This window comes from Lysobacter sp. CCNWLW3, assembly GCF_036697405.1.
In the GTDB taxonomy this organism is placed as follows: domain Bacteria; phylum Pseudomonadota; class Gammaproteobacteria; order Xanthomonadales; family Xanthomonadaceae; genus Lysobacter.
Genome location: NZ_JBAHWA010000001.1, coordinates 42,974 through 60,995, shown reverse-complemented (window position 1 = coordinate 60,995; position 18,022 = coordinate 42,974). Strand labels below are relative to the sequence as shown.

At 68.7% G+C, this 18,022-nt stretch carries 17 protein-coding genes; 5 read left to right on the top strand and 12 right to left on the bottom strand.

Annotated elements, in window-relative coordinates; genetic code table 11:
* Positions 1–545: 545 nt before the first annotated feature.
* Both V1318_RS00305 and V1318_RS00300 read right to left on the bottom strand, forming a co-directional pair.
* Complete coding sequence (locus V1318_RS00305; protein WP_332936733.1) at positions 546–2,639, bottom strand: amidohydrolase family protein; 2,094 nt, start codon at positions 2,637–2,639, stop codon at positions 546–548.
* A 71-nt stretch (positions 2,640–2,710) separates the two neighbouring features.
* Positions 2,711–2,926, bottom strand: coding sequence for a hypothetical protein (locus V1318_RS00300; protein WP_332936731.1), 216 nt, complete (start codon positions 2,924–2,926; stop codon positions 2,711–2,713).
* A gap of 234 nt (positions 2,927–3,160) precedes the next feature.
* Here V1318_RS00300 and V1318_RS00295 point away from each other — a divergent pair, with 234 nt between their 5' ends.
* A complete protein-coding gene (locus tag V1318_RS00295) occupies positions 3,161–5,365 on the top strand; it encodes a M3 family metallopeptidase (protein ID WP_332936730.1) in 2,205 nt (734 codons plus the stop codon).
* Between the two features lie 239 nt (positions 5,366–5,604).
* Positions 5,605–6,456: an NAD-dependent protein deacetylase gene (locus tag V1318_RS00290; protein ID WP_332936728.1), complete on the top strand. Its 852-nt coding sequence runs from the start codon at positions 5,605–5,607 to the stop codon at positions 6,454–6,456.
* A 243-nt stretch (positions 6,457–6,699) separates the two neighbouring features.
* Here the strand turns inward: V1318_RS00290 and V1318_RS00285 are convergent, their stop codons facing one another.
* The 3 genes from V1318_RS00285 to V1318_RS00275 form a co-directional block, all read right to left on the bottom strand.
* Positions 6,700–8,001 carry a glycerophosphodiester phosphodiesterase family protein gene (locus V1318_RS00285; RefSeq protein ID WP_332936726.1) on the bottom strand — a complete coding sequence of 434 codons (1,302 nt, stop codon included), beginning with the start codon at positions 7,999–8,001 and terminating at the stop codon, positions 6,700–6,702.
* A 221-nt stretch (positions 8,002–8,222) separates the two neighbouring features.
* Positions 8,223–8,528: a hypothetical protein gene (locus V1318_RS00280; protein ID WP_332936725.1), complete on the bottom strand. Its 306-nt coding sequence runs from the start codon at positions 8,526–8,528 to the stop codon at positions 8,223–8,225.
* 80 nt (positions 8,529–8,608) lie between these two features.
* Positions 8,609–9,670 carry a hypothetical protein gene (locus tag V1318_RS00275; protein WP_332936723.1) on the bottom strand — a complete coding sequence of 354 codons (1,062 nt, stop codon included), beginning with the start codon at positions 9,668–9,670 and terminating at the stop codon, positions 8,609–8,611.
* Between the two features lie 156 nt (positions 9,671–9,826).
* Here V1318_RS00275 and V1318_RS00270 point away from each other — a divergent pair, with 156 nt between their 5' ends.
* On the top strand, positions 9,827–11,266 hold the full coding sequence (locus V1318_RS00270) for an amino acid permease (RefSeq protein ID WP_332936721.1): 1,440 nt from the start codon (positions 9,827–9,829) through the stop codon (positions 11,264–11,266).
* A gap of 69 nt (positions 11,267–11,335) precedes the next feature.
* Here V1318_RS00270 and cfa read toward each other — a convergent pair whose 3' ends face one another.
* The 5 genes from cfa to V1318_RS00245 form a co-directional block, all read right to left on the bottom strand.
* A complete protein-coding gene (gene cfa / locus V1318_RS00265) occupies positions 11,336–12,496 on the bottom strand; it encodes a cyclopropane fatty acyl phospholipid synthase (RefSeq protein ID WP_332936719.1) in 1,161 nt (386 codons plus the stop codon).
* A 104-nt stretch (positions 12,497–12,600) separates the two neighbouring features.
* Positions 12,601–13,434 (bottom strand): DUF3298 domain-containing protein, encoded by an 834-nt coding sequence (locus tag V1318_RS00260; protein WP_332936717.1) that lies wholly within the window; start codon positions 13,432–13,434, stop codon positions 12,601–12,603.
* Between the two features lie 97 nt (positions 13,435–13,531).
* On the bottom strand, positions 13,532–14,245 hold the full coding sequence (locus tag V1318_RS00255) for a pseudouridine synthase (RefSeq protein ID WP_056174219.1): 714 nt from the start codon (positions 14,243–14,245) through the stop codon (positions 13,532–13,534).
* 79 nt (positions 14,246–14,324) lie between these two features.
* Positions 14,325–14,597, bottom strand: a complete 273-nt coding sequence (locus tag V1318_RS00250; RefSeq protein WP_332936714.1) for a GNAT family N-acetyltransferase — start codon at positions 14,595–14,597, stop codon at positions 14,325–14,327.
* 58 nt (positions 14,598–14,655) lie between these two features.
* The gene (locus V1318_RS00245; RefSeq protein ID WP_332936713.1) at positions 14,656–15,678 is read right to left on the bottom strand and encodes a hypothetical protein; all 1,023 of its coding nucleotides are present in this window, start codon (positions 15,676–15,678) and stop codon (positions 14,656–14,658) included.
* A gap of 251 nt (positions 15,679–15,929) precedes the next feature.
* Between V1318_RS00245 and V1318_RS00240 the strand changes: the two genes are divergently transcribed.
* On the top strand, positions 15,930–16,133 hold the full coding sequence (locus V1318_RS00240) for a hypothetical protein (RefSeq protein WP_332936711.1): 204 nt from the start codon (positions 15,930–15,932) through the stop codon (positions 16,131–16,133).
* A gap of 329 nt (positions 16,134–16,462) precedes the next feature.
* On the opposite strand, the gene V1318_RS00235 is transcribed toward V1318_RS00240, so the two are convergent.
* Positions 16,463–16,945: a hypothetical protein gene (locus tag V1318_RS00235; protein WP_332936710.1), complete on the bottom strand. Its 483-nt coding sequence runs from the start codon at positions 16,943–16,945 to the stop codon at positions 16,463–16,465.
* Positions 16,946–17,095: 150 nt separating this feature from the next.
* On the opposite strand from V1318_RS00235, the gene V1318_RS00230 reads away from it, so the two are divergent.
* Complete coding sequence (locus tag V1318_RS00230) at positions 17,096–17,380, top strand: hypothetical protein (protein WP_332936709.1); 285 nt, start codon at positions 17,096–17,098, stop codon at positions 17,378–17,380.
* A gap of 22 nt (positions 17,381–17,402) precedes the next feature.
* Here the strand turns inward: V1318_RS00230 and V1318_RS00225 are convergent, their stop codons facing one another.
* Positions 17,403–18,005, bottom strand: a complete 603-nt coding sequence (locus V1318_RS00225; protein ID WP_332938273.1) for a rhomboid family intramembrane serine protease — start codon at positions 18,003–18,005, stop codon at positions 17,403–17,405.
* Positions 18,006–18,022 lie beyond the last annotated feature (17 nt).

The window sequence follows — 18,022 nt, the reverse complement described above, 5'->3', positions numbered from 1 at the left end:
GATCCGGGTAGGAGCGGCGCAAGCCGCGACCGCGAAAACTCGAGCGGCGACGCCAATCCGAGGGGCTTCGTGGCGCTGGCCTCGGCGGCGCTTTCGCCGCGGATGCGGTGGCGCGGTCGCGGCTTGCGCCGCTCCTGCTCAGGGCAAGAGCATCGCTCCTGCTTCCTGTGGGAGCGGCCTGAAGCGGTGCTTTCGCCGCGAATGCGGTGGCGCGGTCGCGGCTCACGCCGCTCCTACTCAGGGCAAGAGCATCGCTCCTGCTTTCTGTGGGAACGACCTGAAGCGGCGCTTTCGCCGCGTATGCGGTGGCGCGGTCGCGGCTTGCGCCGCTCCTACCCGAGGCCCATGCACCGATGCGGCTTCCTGCGGGAGCGACGTGAGTTGCGATCGCGCAGGCGCGACAGCCGGCGCAGGTAGCTGAGCGTGCGCGGTCGCGGCGCACGCCGCTCCCACAGACAGCCAACACCTTGGGTGTGCCGAGCCGGAAGGCGAATCGCACTGGGCGACCGCGATCCTTGCCGGTCGCGGCCGATCCGGTTTCGCGCCTACTGCGCCGAGCCGATCTTCACCGGCGCCGCGAACGGCTTGATGCCCAGCGCTTCGTTGATCTCGCTGGGGTAGTAGGCGACCTCGCCCTTGAGCACCAGCGCGACCTTGCGGATGTCGGCGATGTCGGCGGTGGGGTCGCCGTCGATCAGGATCAGGTCGGCGCGCTTGCCCGGCGCGATCGAGCCGCGATCGTCCAGGGTGCGCGAGTACTTGGCGCCGTTCCAGGTCGCGATCTGCAGCGCCTGCGACGGCGTCATGCCGGCCTGCACGTACAGCTCGAGCTCGCGCTGCAGGGTGAAACCCGGGATCGCGTCGGTGCCGGCCACTATCGGCACGCCGGCCTTGTACAGGCGGCCGACGAACTCGACCAGCTTGCCGTAGGACTGGTTGTAGCGCGCGGCGGTGGCATCGTCGGGGATGTTCATTTCGGCCACGCGCAGGCCGCGCTGCAGGTCCGGCGGCAGGTGCTCGGCGACCGCGGCATAGGCCTGCGACAACTCGCCCGGGCGCTGGCGCAGGAAATCGAAGGTGGTCAGGGTCGGATCGACCACGATCTGCTTCTTGGCCAGCAGCGCGATGAAGTCCTGCACCGGCTTGGAGTCGAAATCCAGCGCGGCGGTCTTGTCGGCGACCAGGTAGAACCGGGTCAGGGTGCGGGTGTCGGTCTTGTCGTCGACGAAGAAGTTCAGCATCACCTGGTTGATGTGCTGGATCTCGTCGTAGCCCTGCTCGACCACGTCCTGGGCGCGCATGAAGGCCGGCACGTGGCCGCTCACGCGCATGCCCTTGCCATGCGCGTAGGCGGCGGTGTCGCGCAGCAGATCCTTGGGGAAGGAGTTGTAGATCTTGACCTGCGGATAGCCGTGCTCGGCGTACCAGTCCACCGCCTTCTTGGCGCCGTCCAGGTCCTTGATCACGAAGCCGTTGCGCGCCGAAAAGTTGCTTTCGCCCTCGATGAAGCCGGCCGCCACCACGTCGGGCGACATCAGCTTGCCCTCGCCGATCTCGCCCAGGATCTGCTGCAGGGTGGCGTTGTCGTTGCCCATGTCGCGCACGGTGGTGACGCCGGCGGCCAGGTTGAGGCCGCCGTCCCAGCGGCCGACATGGCCGTGCATGTCGAACAGGCCCGGCAGCAGCACCTTGCCGCCGGCGTCGATGCTGCGGTCGGCCTTGACCTTGGTGGCGCCGCCGGCCTCGACCGAGACGATGCGGCCGTCGCGCAGCAGCACGTCGGAGACCGGGCCGAGCTTGGCGTGCTCGCTGTCGAACACGCGCGCGTTGCGGATCAGGGTGCTGCCGGCGATGGGGTGGCCCAGGCGCTTGCGCAGATCGACCAGGGCCTCGCCCTCGGCCGCCTTCTGCTGGGTTTCCAGGGCGTCGGCATTGCCCTGCCAGCCTTCCTCGATCAGCTGCAGGAAGCCCGGAAAGATGTAGGCGAACAGGCGCGGGTTCTCGCCCTGGGTGGCCCAGGCGAAGGTCGGAGTGAGGCCGACGCCGGTCATCGCGACCAGCTGCACCTTCTGCTTCTTGCCGTCGCGGCTCACCTCGGCCTCGCCGACCTTGCGCACGGTCAGGGTGCCGCTGGGGATCAGCGGCAGCTTGCCGTCGCTGCGCTTGCTCAGCGCGGCCAGGGCGATGCTGAAACCGGCCGGCGTGCCGCCCAGCGGCGAATACAACGCGCCGGGCGCGGCGGCCTGCTGGCCCTGGTCGGAGGTGGACTTCCATTGGGCCTTGCCGTCGGCGATCGAGAAGCTTTCGTCCACCGGCGCGCCGAAGGTCGAACTGCCCTTGACCGCATAGGTCTTGTAGGTGCCGTCGGCGGCCAGGGTGTAGGTCTCCTTGAGCTCAGGGCCGCGGCCGTTGTCCTTGAAGATGAAATCGACGTTGACGGTGCCGTCGTCGGCGCGGGTCACGGTCTGGTGGCCGGCCTGCTTGCCGCCGTCGACCAGGGCCAGGTAACGGGTGGTCTCGGCGGCCAGCGCGCTGCTCGCCAGGCAGGCGCTCAGGCACAGGCCCAGGGCGAGCCGGCCCAGGGCGCGGCGCGGACGAATCGAAAGGGGGATCGCGGACGTCGTAAGCACAGGGGTCATCGTCGTTTCGCTCGTCTCGGGGAGGTGGATGAAGGACGCGCGCGCGGCCGCGGATGCGACCGCGCCCGCGCTCAGGTATGGGCGGCCGTGCGGACGTAGCCGTCGGGGTCGGCGATGCGGAATTGGTCTTTCGGGCAGCAGTGGGGATGGCCGATGTCGCCGGCCGCGCGCAGATGCGCGTGCATGGCGGACACGTTGTCGCAGCAGGAGTGGCGCAGCGGGCCTTGGACGCGGTCGGCGGCGACCTGCGCCGCTGGCGTCGGCGCGCGCAGCGTTGGCGCGCTCATGCCCGCCTCCGCGTGCCTAGTCCCTGCGCCCCGCGCTGTCCCATGCGCCCTGCCCCGACCTGTGCGTGGCGGCAGTGTAAGCCAGGGTCGCCGGCACGCATGTGCCGCGGCGCCGGTTCAGGCAGGTTCCGGGCTTGCCGCAGCGGCCGGTCCGCGGCAACCATGCCTTTAGTCATACGTCCGGGCGGACCCCATCCGGTAGGCTTCGGGGTTCCTTTCGACGAGGTCCGTCCGATGAAGCACCCCCTCGCCCTGGCGCTGGCCGTGGCATTGAGCGTAACCGCCCCCACGTATGCCGCGCCCCCCGCCAAGAAGGCCGACACCGCCGTGAGCGCGCAAACCGCCAATCCGTTCTATGCCGAGAGCCCGCTGCCGCTGCAGTACCCGCAGTTCGACAAGATCAAGGACAGCGACTTCGCGCCGGCCTTCGATCGCGGCATGGCCGACCAGATCAAGGAAGTCGAGGCGATCGCCAACAACGCCGACGCACCGACCTTCGACAACACCATCATCGCGCTGGAGCAATCCGGCCGCATCCTCGGCCGCGCCACCTCGGCCTTCTTCAACCTGGTCGGCACCGACACCAACCCGACCCGCGAGAAGCTGCAGGCGGAATACGCGCCCAAGCTGTCGGCGCACCGCGACGCGATCGCGCTGAACCCCAAGCTGTTCGCGCGCGTCAAGAAGCTGTACGAAACCCGCGATTCGCTGGGCCTCGACGCCCAGGGCGTGCGCCTGATCGAGCGCTACTACACCGACTTCGTGCGCGGCGGCGCCAACCTGTCCGAGGCCGACAAGGCCAAGCTCAAGGCCATGAACGCCGAGCTCGCCGGCCTGGCCACCAAGTTCAGCCAGAACGTGCTGGGCGAGGTCAACGCCTCGGCGATCACCGTCGACACCAAGGAAGAGCTGGCCGGCCTGTCCGACGAGCGCATCGCCGCCGCGGCCGAAGCGGCCAAGTCGCGCAAGCTCGACGGCAAGTACGTGCTGACCCTGCTCAACACCACCGGCCAGCCGCCGGAAACCGACCTCGACAACCGCGCCCTGCGCGAGAAGCTTTACCGCGCCTCGGTCGCGCGCGGCAGCCGCGGCAACGAGTTCGACAACACCGCCATCGTCGCCAAGGTCGTCAAGCTGCGCGCCGAGCGCGCGAAGATGATGGGCTACCCGAACTACGCCGCGTTCGTGCTCGAGGACGAAACCGCCAAGACCCCGCAGGCGGTCAACGACATGCTCGGCCAGCTCGCCCCGGCCGCGGTCGCCAACGCCAAGCGCGAAGCCGCCGACCTGCAGGCCATGATCGACAAGGAGCAGGCCGCCAAGGGCCAGCCCTCGTTCAAGCTCGAGCCCTGGGACTGGGCCTACTACGCCGAGAAGGTGCGCCAGGAGAAGTACGCCTTCGACGAGGCGCAGCTCAAGCCCTACTTCGAGATGAACAACGTGCTGGAGAACGGCGTGTTCTACGCCGCCGGCCAGCTCTACGGCCTGAAGTTCAAGCGCCGCACCGACCTGCCGCTGTACCACCCCGATACCGCCGTGTACGACGTGTTCGACGCCGACGGCAAGCAGCTGGCGATCTTCATCGCCGACATGTACGCCCGCGACAGCAAGCGCGGCGGCGCCTGGATGAACTCCTACGTCGACCAGTCGCAGCTGTACGGCACGCTGCCGGTGGTGGCCAACCACCTCAACATTCCCAAGCCGCCGGCCGGCAAGCCGACCCTGATGACCTGGGACGAGGTCACCACCATGTTCCACGAGTTCGGCCATGCCCTGCACGGCATGTTCTCGAACGTGAAGTACCCCTACTTCTCCGGCACCAACGTGCCGCGCGACTTCGTCGAGTTCCCCTCGCAGGTCAACGAAATGTGGGCCGACTGGCCGTCGATCCTGGCCAACTACGCCAAGCACTACCAGACCGGCGAACCGATGCCGCAGGCGCTGCTGGACAAGGTGCTGGCCGCGTCCAAGTTCAACCAGGGCTTCACCACCACCGAGTACCTCGGCGCGGCGATGCTGGACCAGAACTGGCACCAGATCGGCAGCCCGGACCAGGTCCCGGCGGCCAAGGACGTGATGGGCTTCGAAGCGGCGGCGCTGCAGAAGGACGGCGTCAGCTACGCACCGGTCCCGCCGCGCTACAAGACCCCGTACTTCAGCCACATCATGGGCGGCTACGCGGCCGGCTACTACGCCTACATCTGGTCGGAAGTGCTGGACGCCAACACGGTGAAGTGGATCAAGGAGCACGGCGGCCTGAGCCGCGAGAACGGCGACCGCTTCCGCGCCACCCTGCTGTCGCAGGGCGGCAGCAAGGACGCGCTGCAGCTGTTCCGCGACTTCTCCGGCCACGAGCCGCAGATCCAGCCGCTGCTGGAGCGTCGCGGCCTGACCGCGCCGGCCGCCGGCGGCGAGGTCAAGACCGGCTCCAAGGAGTAATTCGGTTTCGCACCACAGCCGCCCGGAGCGATCCGGGCGGCTTTTTTTTTGGGACTGCGGATGGGCTGGGGAGCAAATCCCCCCCCCTTTCGAAGGGGGAGGCTAAAAGGCGATGCGCGAAGCGTCCGCCCATGCGGCCGCCCTACGGAGCGCCCCCCCGCTTTGGAAAAGAGGGCTTGGGGCAGATTCGCTTTTCGCCACGGCGTAGTAGCCCCACCCCGCGCTCTAGAATGGGCGGCATGACCGCCCTGCCCGACGCCGATCGCCACGACCCGCACACCGCCGCGGAAACCCTGCGCGATTGGCTGGACCGGCACCGGCGCGTGTTCGTGCTCACCGGCGCCGGCGTCAGCACCGGCTCGGGCATCCCGCACTACCGCGGCGAGGACGGGCAATGGCAGCGCAAGCCGCCGGTCACCTATCAGGCCTTCGTCGGCGAGCCGGCGACGCGGGCGCGTTATTGGGCGCGCAGCTTCGTGGGCTGGCCCGGCTTCGCGCGCGCGCGGCCGAACCCGGGCCATGCCGCGCTGGCGCGCTGGCAGGCGCGCGGCGGTCTGTCGCGGCTGCTGACCCAGAACGTCGACGGCCTGCATCAGCGCGCCGGCAGCACCGAGGTGATCGACCTGCACGGCCGCCTCGACGAGACGGTCTGCCTGGATTGCGGCGCGCGCCGGCCGCGCGCGGCGGTGCAGGACGAGCTGGCGGCGGACAATCCCGAGTGGACCTCGTTGAGCGCGCGCAGCGCGCCCGACGGAGACGCCGACCTGGAAGGCGTGCGCTTCGAGGATTTCGTGCCGCCGCGCTGCAAGGTCTGCACCGGTCTGCTCAAGCCCGACGTGGTGTTCTTCGGCGAGAACGTGCCGCGCCCCCGCGTCGCCGCCGCCCACGAGGCCCTGCAGGCTTCCGACGCGATGTTGGTCGTGGGCTCTTCGCTGATGGTGTATTCCGGCTACCGCTTCGCGCGCGCCGCGCGCGAGGCCGGCCTGCCGCTGGCCCTGCTCAACCGCGGCGTGACCCGCGCCGACGACATCGCGACCTTGAAGATCGAAGCCGATTGCGCGGCGGCCTTGGATATCGCGCTGGCGGCGTAAGGCTTTACTCGCGCCTCGCGCCAATGGTCTGCCCTTTCGCCTCCTGTGGGAGCGGCGTAAGCCGCGATCGCGCAACCACGGCCACCCGCGCAATGGTGCGCATGACGCGATCGCGGCTCACGCCGCTCCCACAGAAAGCCCGCAAACACGCGCAGCCGCCCCTGCCCCGGGGTAGGAGCGGCGTCTGCCGCGACCGCGTCGGGTACGGTGCGGCGCAAGCACCGATACGCGAAACCGCCGCCCTCACCGCTCGCGCAGCGGGCGATGCAGGTCCAGGAAGATGTCGCGGGCGGCGACGCCGATGTCGGGCTGGTCGATGAAAAAGCCCTGCACGCCCAGGCCGTAGAGCTGCACCGCTTCGGCCAGCGCGGTCTGGGCGATGCCGTTCGGGCCCAGGCTCAGGAACGCTTCCTCGGCGCGCACCGTGTAGGGATGCACGACCAGGCCGGCCTTCAGCGCCCAGGCCAGCATCGGATGGACCACGCCGGTGTTGCGCGTGCCCAGTTCGGCCTTGCCGTCGCCGTTGGCGTCCAGTTTCGGATCCAGCGCCAGGCGCGGCAGCAGGCTGCTCTTGGACGGGCCGACGCCGCTGGCGTAGTGCGCCTTCATCCAGCGCAGCGCCGCTTCGGTGGCGAAGTCGCCGTAACGCGTGCCCGCGCCCAGCCCGCCTTCGACCTGCCGATCGAGATCGCCGTAGATCGCGCCCAGGTCGTCGCCGCGCGCGACATGGAAGGCCAGGTCGTAGGGGCGGCGGCTCTGGAAGTCCTCGTACAGCTGCACCAGCGGCAGGTCGACGCCGGCGCGCGGCATGATCCGGGTCTTGAGCTCGATCAGGTTCTCGACCTCGAAGCTCTGGATATAGACCCGGCGCGGATCGGTGAAACCTTCGGCGACTAGGGTTTCGACCAGCTTGGCGCCCAGCGAGGTGGCGATCGGCGTGCCGTCGAGGCGGCGGCCTTCGTGGGCGAAATAGGTCGGGTGCTTGGTTTCCGGGTAGATGCCGATGCGGCGGCCGCCGCGGCTCTCGCGCTGGGCCAGGCGCACGACCTCGGCGAAGGTCGGGATCTGGTACATGCCGTCGAAGCGCGTATTGGCCGGACGAATCGCCGGGATGCGCTCCTTGGCGCGCAGGGTCTTGAGTTCGGCGAGGGTGAAGTCCTCGGTGAACCAGCCGGTCACGGCGACGCCGTCGATGGTCTTGGTGGTGCGGCGCGCGGCGAACTCCGGATGCGCGGCGACATCGGTGGTGCCGGAGATCTCGTTCTCGTGGCGCGCGACCAGCACGCCGTCGCGGGTCGCGACCAGGTCGGGTTCGATGAAGTCGGCGCCCATGCGGATCGCCAGGCGATAGGACTCCAGCGTGTGCTCGGGTCGGTAGCCGCTGGCGCCGCGGTGGCCGATCACGATCAGGCCGCGGGTATCGGGCGCGTGGCGGTCGGGCGAGCGGTCGGTCACGGCGGGCATCTCGGCGCAGGCGGCGGCGCTGACGGCGGCCAGCAACACGGCGCCGAACAGTCGGGCCAGCTTAGTGCAATGCGGGGTCATGGCGGACAACCTCGGGCTTGGGGGAAGGCCGGCTCCCCTGCGTGCCGGCACCGCCATGCTCGCGGCCGAACATTGCGCGCACTTGACCGTGCGCGCGCGCGATCGCCGGACTGCGACCGCCTGCGCATTCCGCGCCGCCCGCGCGCGCGGGCGGCGACAACACCTGCGCACGCGGCCGGCCCTGCCCCTGCGGCCCGGCGTCGCGCCGGGCCGTGCCTGGCTCAGTGTTCGCTGATCCAGGCGTTGACCGCGGTCACCGTGCCGTCGGCCACCGTGATCGCCAGGCGGTCTTCGCTGCGCTTGCCGCCGGGGTAGATCTCGATGCCGTTGAGGCTGCTCTTCCACTTCTGCGCGACGATGCCGTTGCGCTTCAGCACCAGCAGCCACTGGTTGACCTGATCGCCCTCGGTCGGCTCGGTCTCGGTGCACAGGGTGTCGATGGCCTGCAGCCGGGCCTCGGCGGTGACCGGATCGGAGAGCTTGGAGATCTTCTTGGCGCTGATTTCGTTGACGTAGGTGTAAGGCATGTGGGTGGCTCCGGGCGCGCGGCGCCCTTGCGCGAATCTGGCGGAGAAGGCCGCGGCCGTCGTGACGGCCGCGGCGGCGGTCACTCTTCGAGCACCGAGAAATGGGTGGCGCCGGGCCACAGGCCCGACATCTCGATGTGGCGCTGGCCGCTCAGCCACTGCCCCAGCGGACGCGCCCAATGGCGGCGGTAGCGGTCGGAATTGATCATGCCCACGAAGGTCACGTCGAGGTTGATGTCGGTGGCGTCGAGCGGGATGTCGCCGACCGTGCGAGACAGGCCGCCGCTGATCTCGAATTGCTCGCGGCGCGGGCCCCGGGGCGTGTTGTAGGTCAGCAGGATGCGGGTGACGTAGGTGCTGCCCGGACGGTTGTTGAAGAAGATCTGGAAGCCGCCGAGCTTGCCGATCCAGTTCGGCATCAGCAGGCGGCCGTCGAAGGACGCGAACGCGTACGCGATCGGCACCGGCTCGACCGGGCGGGTGTTGGCCTGGTCCGGCCACAGATGACGGTCGACGTCGCGGGCCTTGCGGATCGAACTGAACGAGCCCCTGCCGCTGGCGCCGCCCAACATCTCCTGAACCGCGCTGGCGCGGCCGGCGATCGAGAAAGAAGCATCGCTGGATTGCGAGCCGACATTGAGGCCGCTGTTGGCGAAGATCACATTGGTGACCACGCCGAAGCCCTGGGCGATCTGGCCGTTGCCGCCGAAGCCGACGGCGGCGGCCTGCTCGGCCAGCCAATCGACGCTGCGTTCGAGCAGGGTGAGATCGCGCAGGTAGGACTCCTGACGCAGCGAAAACTCCGAGGCGATCGAATTGCTGTTGGCCATCGACCAGCTCACCTCCAGCCCGGCCTCGCCCTTGATGCCCGAGTCCGGATCGGTGGCCTCGGCGCTCACGTCGACGCTGGCCTCGGTGCGCGAGACGCGCTCGGACATCAGCTGCCAGGAGCTGGAAGTCGCGGTGTGCTGCAGCTCGACGGCGGGCAACTGCTCGCGGACCAGACGGAAATCGCCCGATTCGGCATCGACGATGCCCACCGCGCCGGGCCGGATCTGGGCGTTGAGCGCCCAGTTGCCCCAGTACGCCGGGCGACTGCGCCGGATCAGGTCGGAAAAGGTGCGATTCCATCGGATGCTCATTCCATCTCTCCTATCGTGGCCTGTTGGCCCGGTGACAGGAAAAACGAACCGCGAACCCGGCTGTGACGCGCGTGCACTGGCCGTATCGAACCGCCCATGCGCCACCGTCCGGAGCGACAACGGCTATGATGCGGCGATCACTGGGGAGGACAGCGGATGAGCCTGTTGGCGCGTATCTTGCGGCACAAGTCGGTGGAACAACTTCAGGCCGAGATCGGCAAACGCTCGGACTTCCGACGCGTGCTCGGGCTATGGCAGCTCACCGCGATCGGCATCGGCGGCATCATCGGCGTCGGCGTGTTCGTGCTGGCCGGCCAGCAGGCGGCCGAAAACGCCGGCCCCGCGGTCGCGCTGTCGTTCCTGATCGCCGGCATCGCCAGCGCCGCCGCGGCGCTGTGCTACGCCGAGTTCGCCGGCATGATCCCGGTCACCGGCAGCGCTTACACCTATTCCTACGCCACCTTGGGCGAACTCGCGGCCTGGCTGATCGGCTGGGACCTGTTGCTGGAGTACGCCCTGATCGTGGCGGTGGTCGCGATAGGCTGGTCGGGCTACGTGCAGGTCCTGCTGGAAGGCGTCGGCATCCATTTGCCGGTATGGGCGCAGGGCGCGATGGGCACCGGCGAAGGCCGGGTGTTCAACGTGATCGCCGCCGGCGTGACCCTGGCCGTCTCGGCGCTGCTGGTGTTCCGCACCGAATGGGGCGCGCGCTTCAACACCCTGATCGTCGCCATCAAGGTGCTGGCGGTGCTGCTGGTGATCGGCGTGGGCGTGTTCTACATCGACACCGCCAACTGGACCCCCTTCATCCCCGAGCGCGTGATCGGCGCCGACGGCGTCGGCCACTTCGGCTTCGCCGGCGTCGGCACCGCCGCCGCCGTGGTGTTCTTCGCGGTGTTCGGCTACGACACCCTGACCACCGCGGCCGAGGAATCCAAGAACCCGCAGCGCGACCTGCCGCGCGCGGTGCTGCTGTCGCTGGGCGTGTCGATGGCGCTGTACCTGGCGGTGTCGCTGGTGCTGACCGGCATCGCCCACTATTCGACCCTGGGCGGGGACGCGCCGGTGTCGGACGCCTTCGCCGCGTTGGGCCTACCCTTCATCGCCAAGACCATCGCGTTCTCGGCCGTGGTCGGCATCGCCAGCGTGCTGTTCGCTTTCATGCTGGGCGCGGCGCGGATCTGGTTCTCGCTGTCGCGCGACGGCCTGCTGCCGGGCTGGTTCGCCAAGATCCATCCGCGCTACGGCACCCCGCACCGCCCGACCATCGCATTGGGCGTGTTCACCGCCCTGGTCGCCGGCCTGCTGCCGATCGGCGAGGTCGCCAAGCTGGTCAACATCGGCGTGCTCTCGGCCTTCATCGTGATCTGCGCCTCGGTGTGGCTGCTGCGCGTGCGCAAGCCGGGCCTGCACCGCGCCTTCCGCACCCCGCTGGTCCCGCTGATCCCGATCGTCGGCATCGGCTTCTCGATCTGGCTGCTGTCGGAGCTGCAGGCGATCACCTGGCTGATCTTCCTGATCTGGCTGTCGCTGGGCCTGCTGGTGTACTTCGGCTACGGCATACGCCACAGCAAGCTGGCCTTGGAACAGAAGTGAGAAGGCAGAAGTGAGAAGTGAGCAAAGCACTACGCTCACTTCTCACTCCTCTACGCTCACTCCTCGCCTTCAGCGAGGCGCGACATACCCGCCCGGCACCCCTTCCGGCGACAGCACCAGCTGCCAGAGCTGGGCGTGGCGGCTGCGGAAGCTGGCCATGGCGCCGGCCAGGTAGAAGCGCCACATGCGCCGGAAGCGTTCGTCGTAGCGCGCGTCCAGTTGCGGCCAGGCGCGCTCGACGTTGCCGCGCCAGGCCTGCAGGGTCAGGTCGTAGTCGGCGCTGAAGTTATGCCAGTCCTCGATCACGAAGCGCTGCTCCACCGCTTCGGCGATCTGGCGCGCCGAGGGCAGCATCGAATTCGGGAAAATGTACTTGCCGATCCAAGGGTCGGTGTGGGTGACCGACTGGTTGCCGCCGATGGTGTGCAGCAGGAACAGGCCGTCGGATTTGAGAGCGCGGCGCGCGGCGTCGAAATAGACCGCGTAGTTGCGCACGCCGACGTGCTCGAACATGCCCAGCGAGAACACCCGGTCGAAACGGCCGTCGGCGCGCCCGCCGCCCAGCGCGTCGCCGCCCAGGTCGCGATAGTCCTGCAGCAGGATCTCCACCGGCAGCCCGGCGCACAGCTCGCGCGCGTAGTCGGCCTGTTCGCGCGAGATGGTCACGCCCACCCCGCTTACGCCGTAGCGCTCGGCGGCGAACTTCAGGCCCTCGCCCCAGCCGCAGCCGATGTCCAGCACGCGCATGCCCGGCCGCAGCCCTAGCTTGCGGCAGACCAGATCGAGCTTGGCTTCCTGGGCCGCGTCCAGGTCCTGCAGCGGTGCGCCCTCGCGGTCGCGCCAGTAGCCGCAGCTGTAGACCATCCGCCGCCCGAGCATGGCGCGGTAGAGATCGTTGCCCAGGTCGTAGTGGCGCTCGCCCACCGCGAAGGCGCGCTTGCGGCTTTGCAGGTTGATCAGGTGCGCGCGCAGGCCGTCGAACAGCGCGCTCCAACCGTGCACGCGTTCGTCCACGTGCGCGCGCAACAGCCGGAACAGCATTCCGTCCAGCGATTCGCAGCGCCACCAGCCGTCCATGTAGGACTCGCCCAGGCCGAGCGAACCCTGCGCGATCACCCGCGAATAGAAATGCTCGTCTTCGACCTGGATGTCCCAGGGGCGCTCGCCGCCGACATGGACGTCGGCCAGCGCCAGGAGTGCGACTACCCGATTGCGCAGGGTGGCGGGCATGGCCTTGGGTCCAGCAAGGAGTGAAGAGTAAACAGGAACGACTAAAAGCCGCGCGTCCTTACTTCCATCGCCATTCGCCAGTTCCTAGTTCCTAGTTCCTAGAACTAGCTTCCGGCGAACAAGGTCTTATACGCCGGAGCCACGAACGGCAGCAATACACTGGCCGGCACTTCCACCGTCTGGGTGCCGTCGGAATACGGGCCGACTTCGTAGGGCGCAAACACGAAGCGCAGCGCGGTCAGCTTGCCGTCGACCGCGACCACCGGCTCGAACAGGGCGAAGTTGGCCGGGTCGGCGTCGGTGCCGTCGTCGATCATGCGACCGGCGCTCTCCACCACCTCGGCGCGCTCGGCCGGGGCCAGGTCGTCGGCGTCGACGCGCTGCGACAGCGCCGAATGCAGCTGCTCGCGCACGTAGCGCGAGATCGCGTCCCAGCCCTTCTTGTCCGGGACCAGGTCGGTGGCCTTGAGCAGCTGGTTCTGCTGCGGCAGCCAGACGAAGCGCGCGATCAGCGGCGAGCCGTGGGCGCCGCCGGTGTAGCTGCTGCCCTCGGCGGCGACCGCGACCAGGGTCGGCGAATCCAGCACCTCGGTGAAGTTCAGCGACAGGTCGTAGGGCGCGCTGCCCTCGCCCTTCTTGCGCGCCTGCGCGGCCTCGATCAGGTCGGCGCGGGCGGCGTCGGCATAGCGCTTGAGCTCGGCCGCCAGGCCCGGGTACTTCGCCGCCGGGGTCTGATAGCTGATGCCGATGACGTAGTCGGGCGTGGTCTCGGCCACGTCCTTGAGCTCGATCACGGGCACGGCCGCCGGCGTGCCGGCCGCGGGCGTCGTGCCCGGCGTAGCGGTGGTGGCCGGGGCAGCGGCGTCGCGCTTGCATGCGGCCATGGCCAGGCAAAGCACGGTGACGGCGATGGCGCGCCGGGCGTAAACGGACTTCATGGAGGGCAATCCTTTGGTGTTCCCGCGGACATTATCGTCGAAACCGTGATGTCCGCATGCACACGCACGCCGAATTCGCGCTACGCGCGCCGGCCGATCACCACTGGCTGCGGTGCGGCAGCAGGCCCTGCAGTTCGGCGTCGGTCAGATTGCGCCACTGGCCGGGCTTGAGGTATGCCAATTTGACGTTGCCGATGCGCACCCGCATCAGCTGCTTGACCCGGAAACCGAAGTGCTCGGCCATCAGCCGGATCTGTCGGTTCAGGCCCTGCACCAGCACGATCCGGAAGCCGAAGCGGTTGAGCTTGCCGGTCTTGCACGGCAGCGTGGTCTGGCCGTGGATCGGCACCCCGCGGCTCATGCCGCGCAGGAATTCGGGGGTGACCTCGTGGTTCACCGCGACCAGGTATTCCTTCTCCAGCTTGTTCTCGGCGCGCAGGATCTCGTTGACGATGTCGCCGTTGCTGGTCAGCAGGATCAGGCCCTCGGACTCCTTGTCCAGGCGCCCGATCGGGAAGATCCGGCGCTCGTGGCCGACGAAGTCGACGATGTTGCCCTTGACCGTGGACTCGGTGGTGCAGGTCACCCCGGTCGGCTTGTTGAGGGCGATGTAGACGTGCTGGCGCTGGCCCTTGATGGCCACGCGGGTGCGCAGCTTCTGGCCGTCGACCAGGACCTCGTCGTCCTCGCCGACCTCGGCGCCGATCCGGGCGCGCACGCCGTTCACGGCCACCCGGCCCTCGGCGATGAGGCGGTCGGCCTCGCGGCGCGAGCAGTGGCCGGTGTCGCTGATGTGTTTGTTCAGGCGCATGCGGAATCGGACGCGGGGCGCGCGGGTTTGGGACGGGCGCGCATGCTGTCACACCTTGGGCCGCGCTGCAGCGTCGGCTTCAGCCCAGCAGGTCGGAAAATTCAGGATGGCGTTCGATCCAGGCCGCCGCGTAGGAGCAGGCCGGGCGGACCTTGAGGCCGGCGGCGCGGGCGTGTTCGAACGCCGCCCGGACCAGATGTCCGGCGATGCCGCGGCCGCCGATCGCGTCCGGCACCCAGGTGTGGGTGATCACCAGATGGTCGCCGTCCAGGCGCGAATCCAGGTAGGCGAGCTCGCCGTCGACCGTGGTCGAGAAGCGGCCGTTGCGGGCGTCGTGATGGATATCGGGCATGGCGGTTCCTGGTCGGGGCCCGGGGCCCGCGCGCGGCGGACCCCGGTGCGGTGCGGGGTCAACGATTATCGCGCTTGCCCTGGTTGCGTCGATCCTGGGTGCCGATGCTGCCCTGGATCGCCTGCATCCGGCTCTCGGCGGCGTGCAGCTCCTCGGCCTTGGCCGCGGCCCCCGGCGACTCCTGGCCCTGCTTCGGCGCCTGCCCGTGCTGCGGATCCAACTGCTGCCACGGCGGCGGCTGGCGGTCGTGCTCCTGTTTGGCCTCCAGCAACTGGCGGGTGTTGGCCAGGGCCTGCTCGGGGGTGATCGGCCGGCTGCGCTCGGCCTCCGCCGCGGTCTCGCCGGCCGGCGAGCCGGCCGCGGCCGTATCCGCCCGCGACGCGGTTTCGGCCACCGGCGCGGACGCCGTCATCGGCTTCTCGACCGGTGCGCGGGCACGCGGCGCGCGCGCGGCCAAGGCCGGAACGGCGACGGCCGAGGTTGCCGCAGGCGCGGCGGCCGGGCTGTCGGCGCGGGGCGCCGCGGCGGGCTTGGCTGCGGCTGCGGCGCGCCGGGTCTGGGGCTTGGCTGCCGGCGTACCGGGCTTGGGCTGAGGCGTGAGCGCTGCGGCGACGGGCTGCTTCACGGCCACCGGCTTGGCGGCTGCGGGCTTCGGAACCGGCTTCTTGAGCGGGGCCGGCTTCGCCACGGACGCTTTCGCGGAGGCGGGTATGGATGCGGGTTTGGCGACGACTTTCTTGGGCGCGGGCTTTTTGGGCGCCTGCTTGGCCGGCGCCGACCTGGCGGCCGTCTTCTTGGCCGCGACCTTGCCCGTGCTGCGCTTGACCAGCTTCTTGGCCGCCTTCTTGGCCGCCTTCTTGACGGCTGCGGCCGGCTTCGCCGCGGTCTTCTTCGCCGTCTTCTTCACCGCCTTCTTCGCGGTTTTCTTGACCGCCTTCTTGGCTGCCGGCTTGCGCGCCGCCGGCTTCGCGGTCTTGCGGGCCGGCGCCTTGCGCGCGGCGGTCTTGCGTACCGTCTTCTTGGCCGCGGCCTTGCGCGGCGGGGCCTTCTTGACGGTCTTGGCGGCTTTCTTGGTCGCCATGCCTTGCCTCCTGTGGGGTCTCCGAGGGGGCGGCGGCGCGGTGCCACCGCTGCACCGGTGGTAGCACGGCGGGCATTCAAGCCGGGTGAGCGACGCCCGGCCCGGGCGCCCTATCGCGTCAGCCCGGCCCAGCCCTGAACGGCCAGCGTTGACACCGCGCGTCACATTTTCGGGGTGATTGCCGCCACAAACGCTGGCACGGTTTCTGCGTTCTTTCCGTTACCAGAGGGGAAAGCGAGAGGAGAAGGGCCATGTCCATGAACCTGCCCATGAACACCGTCAGCGACGATGCCTTGGTCACCCGCCTGTACGAGCTGGTCCGCGCCGGCGAAGGCGACGCCCAGGAACTGAGCCAGCTCGACGCCGCCATCTACGGCCGCCTGGCCGAAGCCTACGGCGAAAGCATTCCGGAACTGGAAGCCCTGCCGCGCATCGAAAGCCGCTGGGCCGCCTGACCCGTCTCGGGGGAAAGGGCGCGATCGACGGAATCGGGGCCGTTAGCTGCTGCAGAATACCGAACCGGTCTGCTCCATCGGCAGCATGAACAGCACACCGTAGATCGCGCCCACACCGGGCGCTGCGCGCAGCGACGGAGCGCGCCGCCCGCGAACCCGCACTCGAAGACACCGGACGGCACGCGTTGTGCCGATACCGTCCGAGCGCACGCGTTCCGGCCTCGGATTCCGACATTCCCTTCGGACAGCCTCATACCTCCCTCGACGCGGCGAGGTGAAGATGGGCATGCACAAAGACGTGCATCGCTCAAACCGGGGCACGCAAGGCTTCACTTGAAGGGAACCGAGAACGAGATGTTCTTCACCGAACCATCGTCCCGGTAGGTTGTGCGCACTTGCAGTCCGTCCTTGATCCACTGGTCCCAATCCACGACACCGCCCTCTTCCTCGGTCTGCTGCGGGGCGCCGAACGCGCGAAGCGCATCTTCTCGATGGGCGATCGGGCCCTTGCTGAGGGGAATCGGCCCCGCGTAGGGCCTGAAAGTCTTGCTGCCCGCGCCATAGGCAAACGCGGCCACCAGGATCGCCTCGCCCGCATCCTTGGGCGTGCCGTAGGTCTCGATGTAGTCCTCGCGCTCGTTGAATGTCAGCGCCAGGCCTCTGTCATGGAGTTCGATGCCCTCCATGCCCTGCGCTCGAAGCTTCTTCTTCGAGATCAAGCCGATGTCCGAGCCAGCGGTTTTCAGCAGGCGCGCGAGCTCCGCATCCAGCTCTGAAGCACCCAAGAAAGGCAGTAGTTCATTCAGCGTCATGATCGTTCCTGCTCCTGTCCCGTTCGGTCTTCTGGTGCGGATTTCATGGCCTTCTTGAGCCACGCTTCCAGTCGTCGCTGCTCATGTCCGTGATGCTCCCATCTGTACGCGATGAACGTTCGCCGTCACAAAAGCAGCGGAAAGCGGATCATGCTGGGCAGCCAATGGTGCCTGCCCGAACCGCCCCAGGGAGAGGAGTTTCGCTACCAGGCGGTGTATTCAAGGACCCAGAACCTGGCCAACCCCGTCGACCTCGAAGGGCATGCAGTACGTCCAGCAGAACGGCGCGAGCCTGCCATCCGCTACTACAGCTTCTTCGACGTGGACGGCAGTGCCGACGACGACTACCAATCGGTCGGCGATCATCCGCCACTGGTGGTTAGCCAGGATGGCGACACCTGCCACCGCCCGTTCCTGACCCCCAGCGGCTACTGACGGCCACCACGCCCGGGCGCTATCAACGGAACTGGGGATTGCCCAGCTGCTGCAGGAAGTACGGGCCCACGCGCGAGTCCACCAGCAGCATGAACAACACGCCGTAGATCGCGCCCGACAGGTGGGCGCTGTGGTTGATGTTGTCGCCGCCGCGCCGGTCCATCCAGAACGAATAGCCGACGTAGCCCACCGCGTACACGATCGCAGGCATCGGAATCGGCACGTAGATCAGGGTCCAGGGCGCCAGCAGGATGAAGGCGAACAGCACCGCCGACACGCCGCCGGAGGCGCCCAGGCTGCTGTAGTTGGCGTCGCGGCGATGGCGCAGATAGGTCGGCAGGATCGCGACGACGATCGCGCTCACGTAGAAGAACAGGAAGCCCAAGGGCCCCATCATCGAACTCAGTACCTGCTCGATCTGGCGCCCGAAGATGTACAGGGTCAGCATGTTGAACAGCAGGTGCGGCCAATCGGCGTGGACGAAGCCGTGGGTCAGCAGGCGCTCGTACTGGCGCTGGCGCTCCACCGCCGGCGGCCACAGGATCAGGCGCTGCATCAGCTTGGGTTTGTCGAACGCCTGCCACGACACCAGCATGGTCACGGCGATCAGGATGGTGGTCATCAGCATCGGGGGAATCTCGC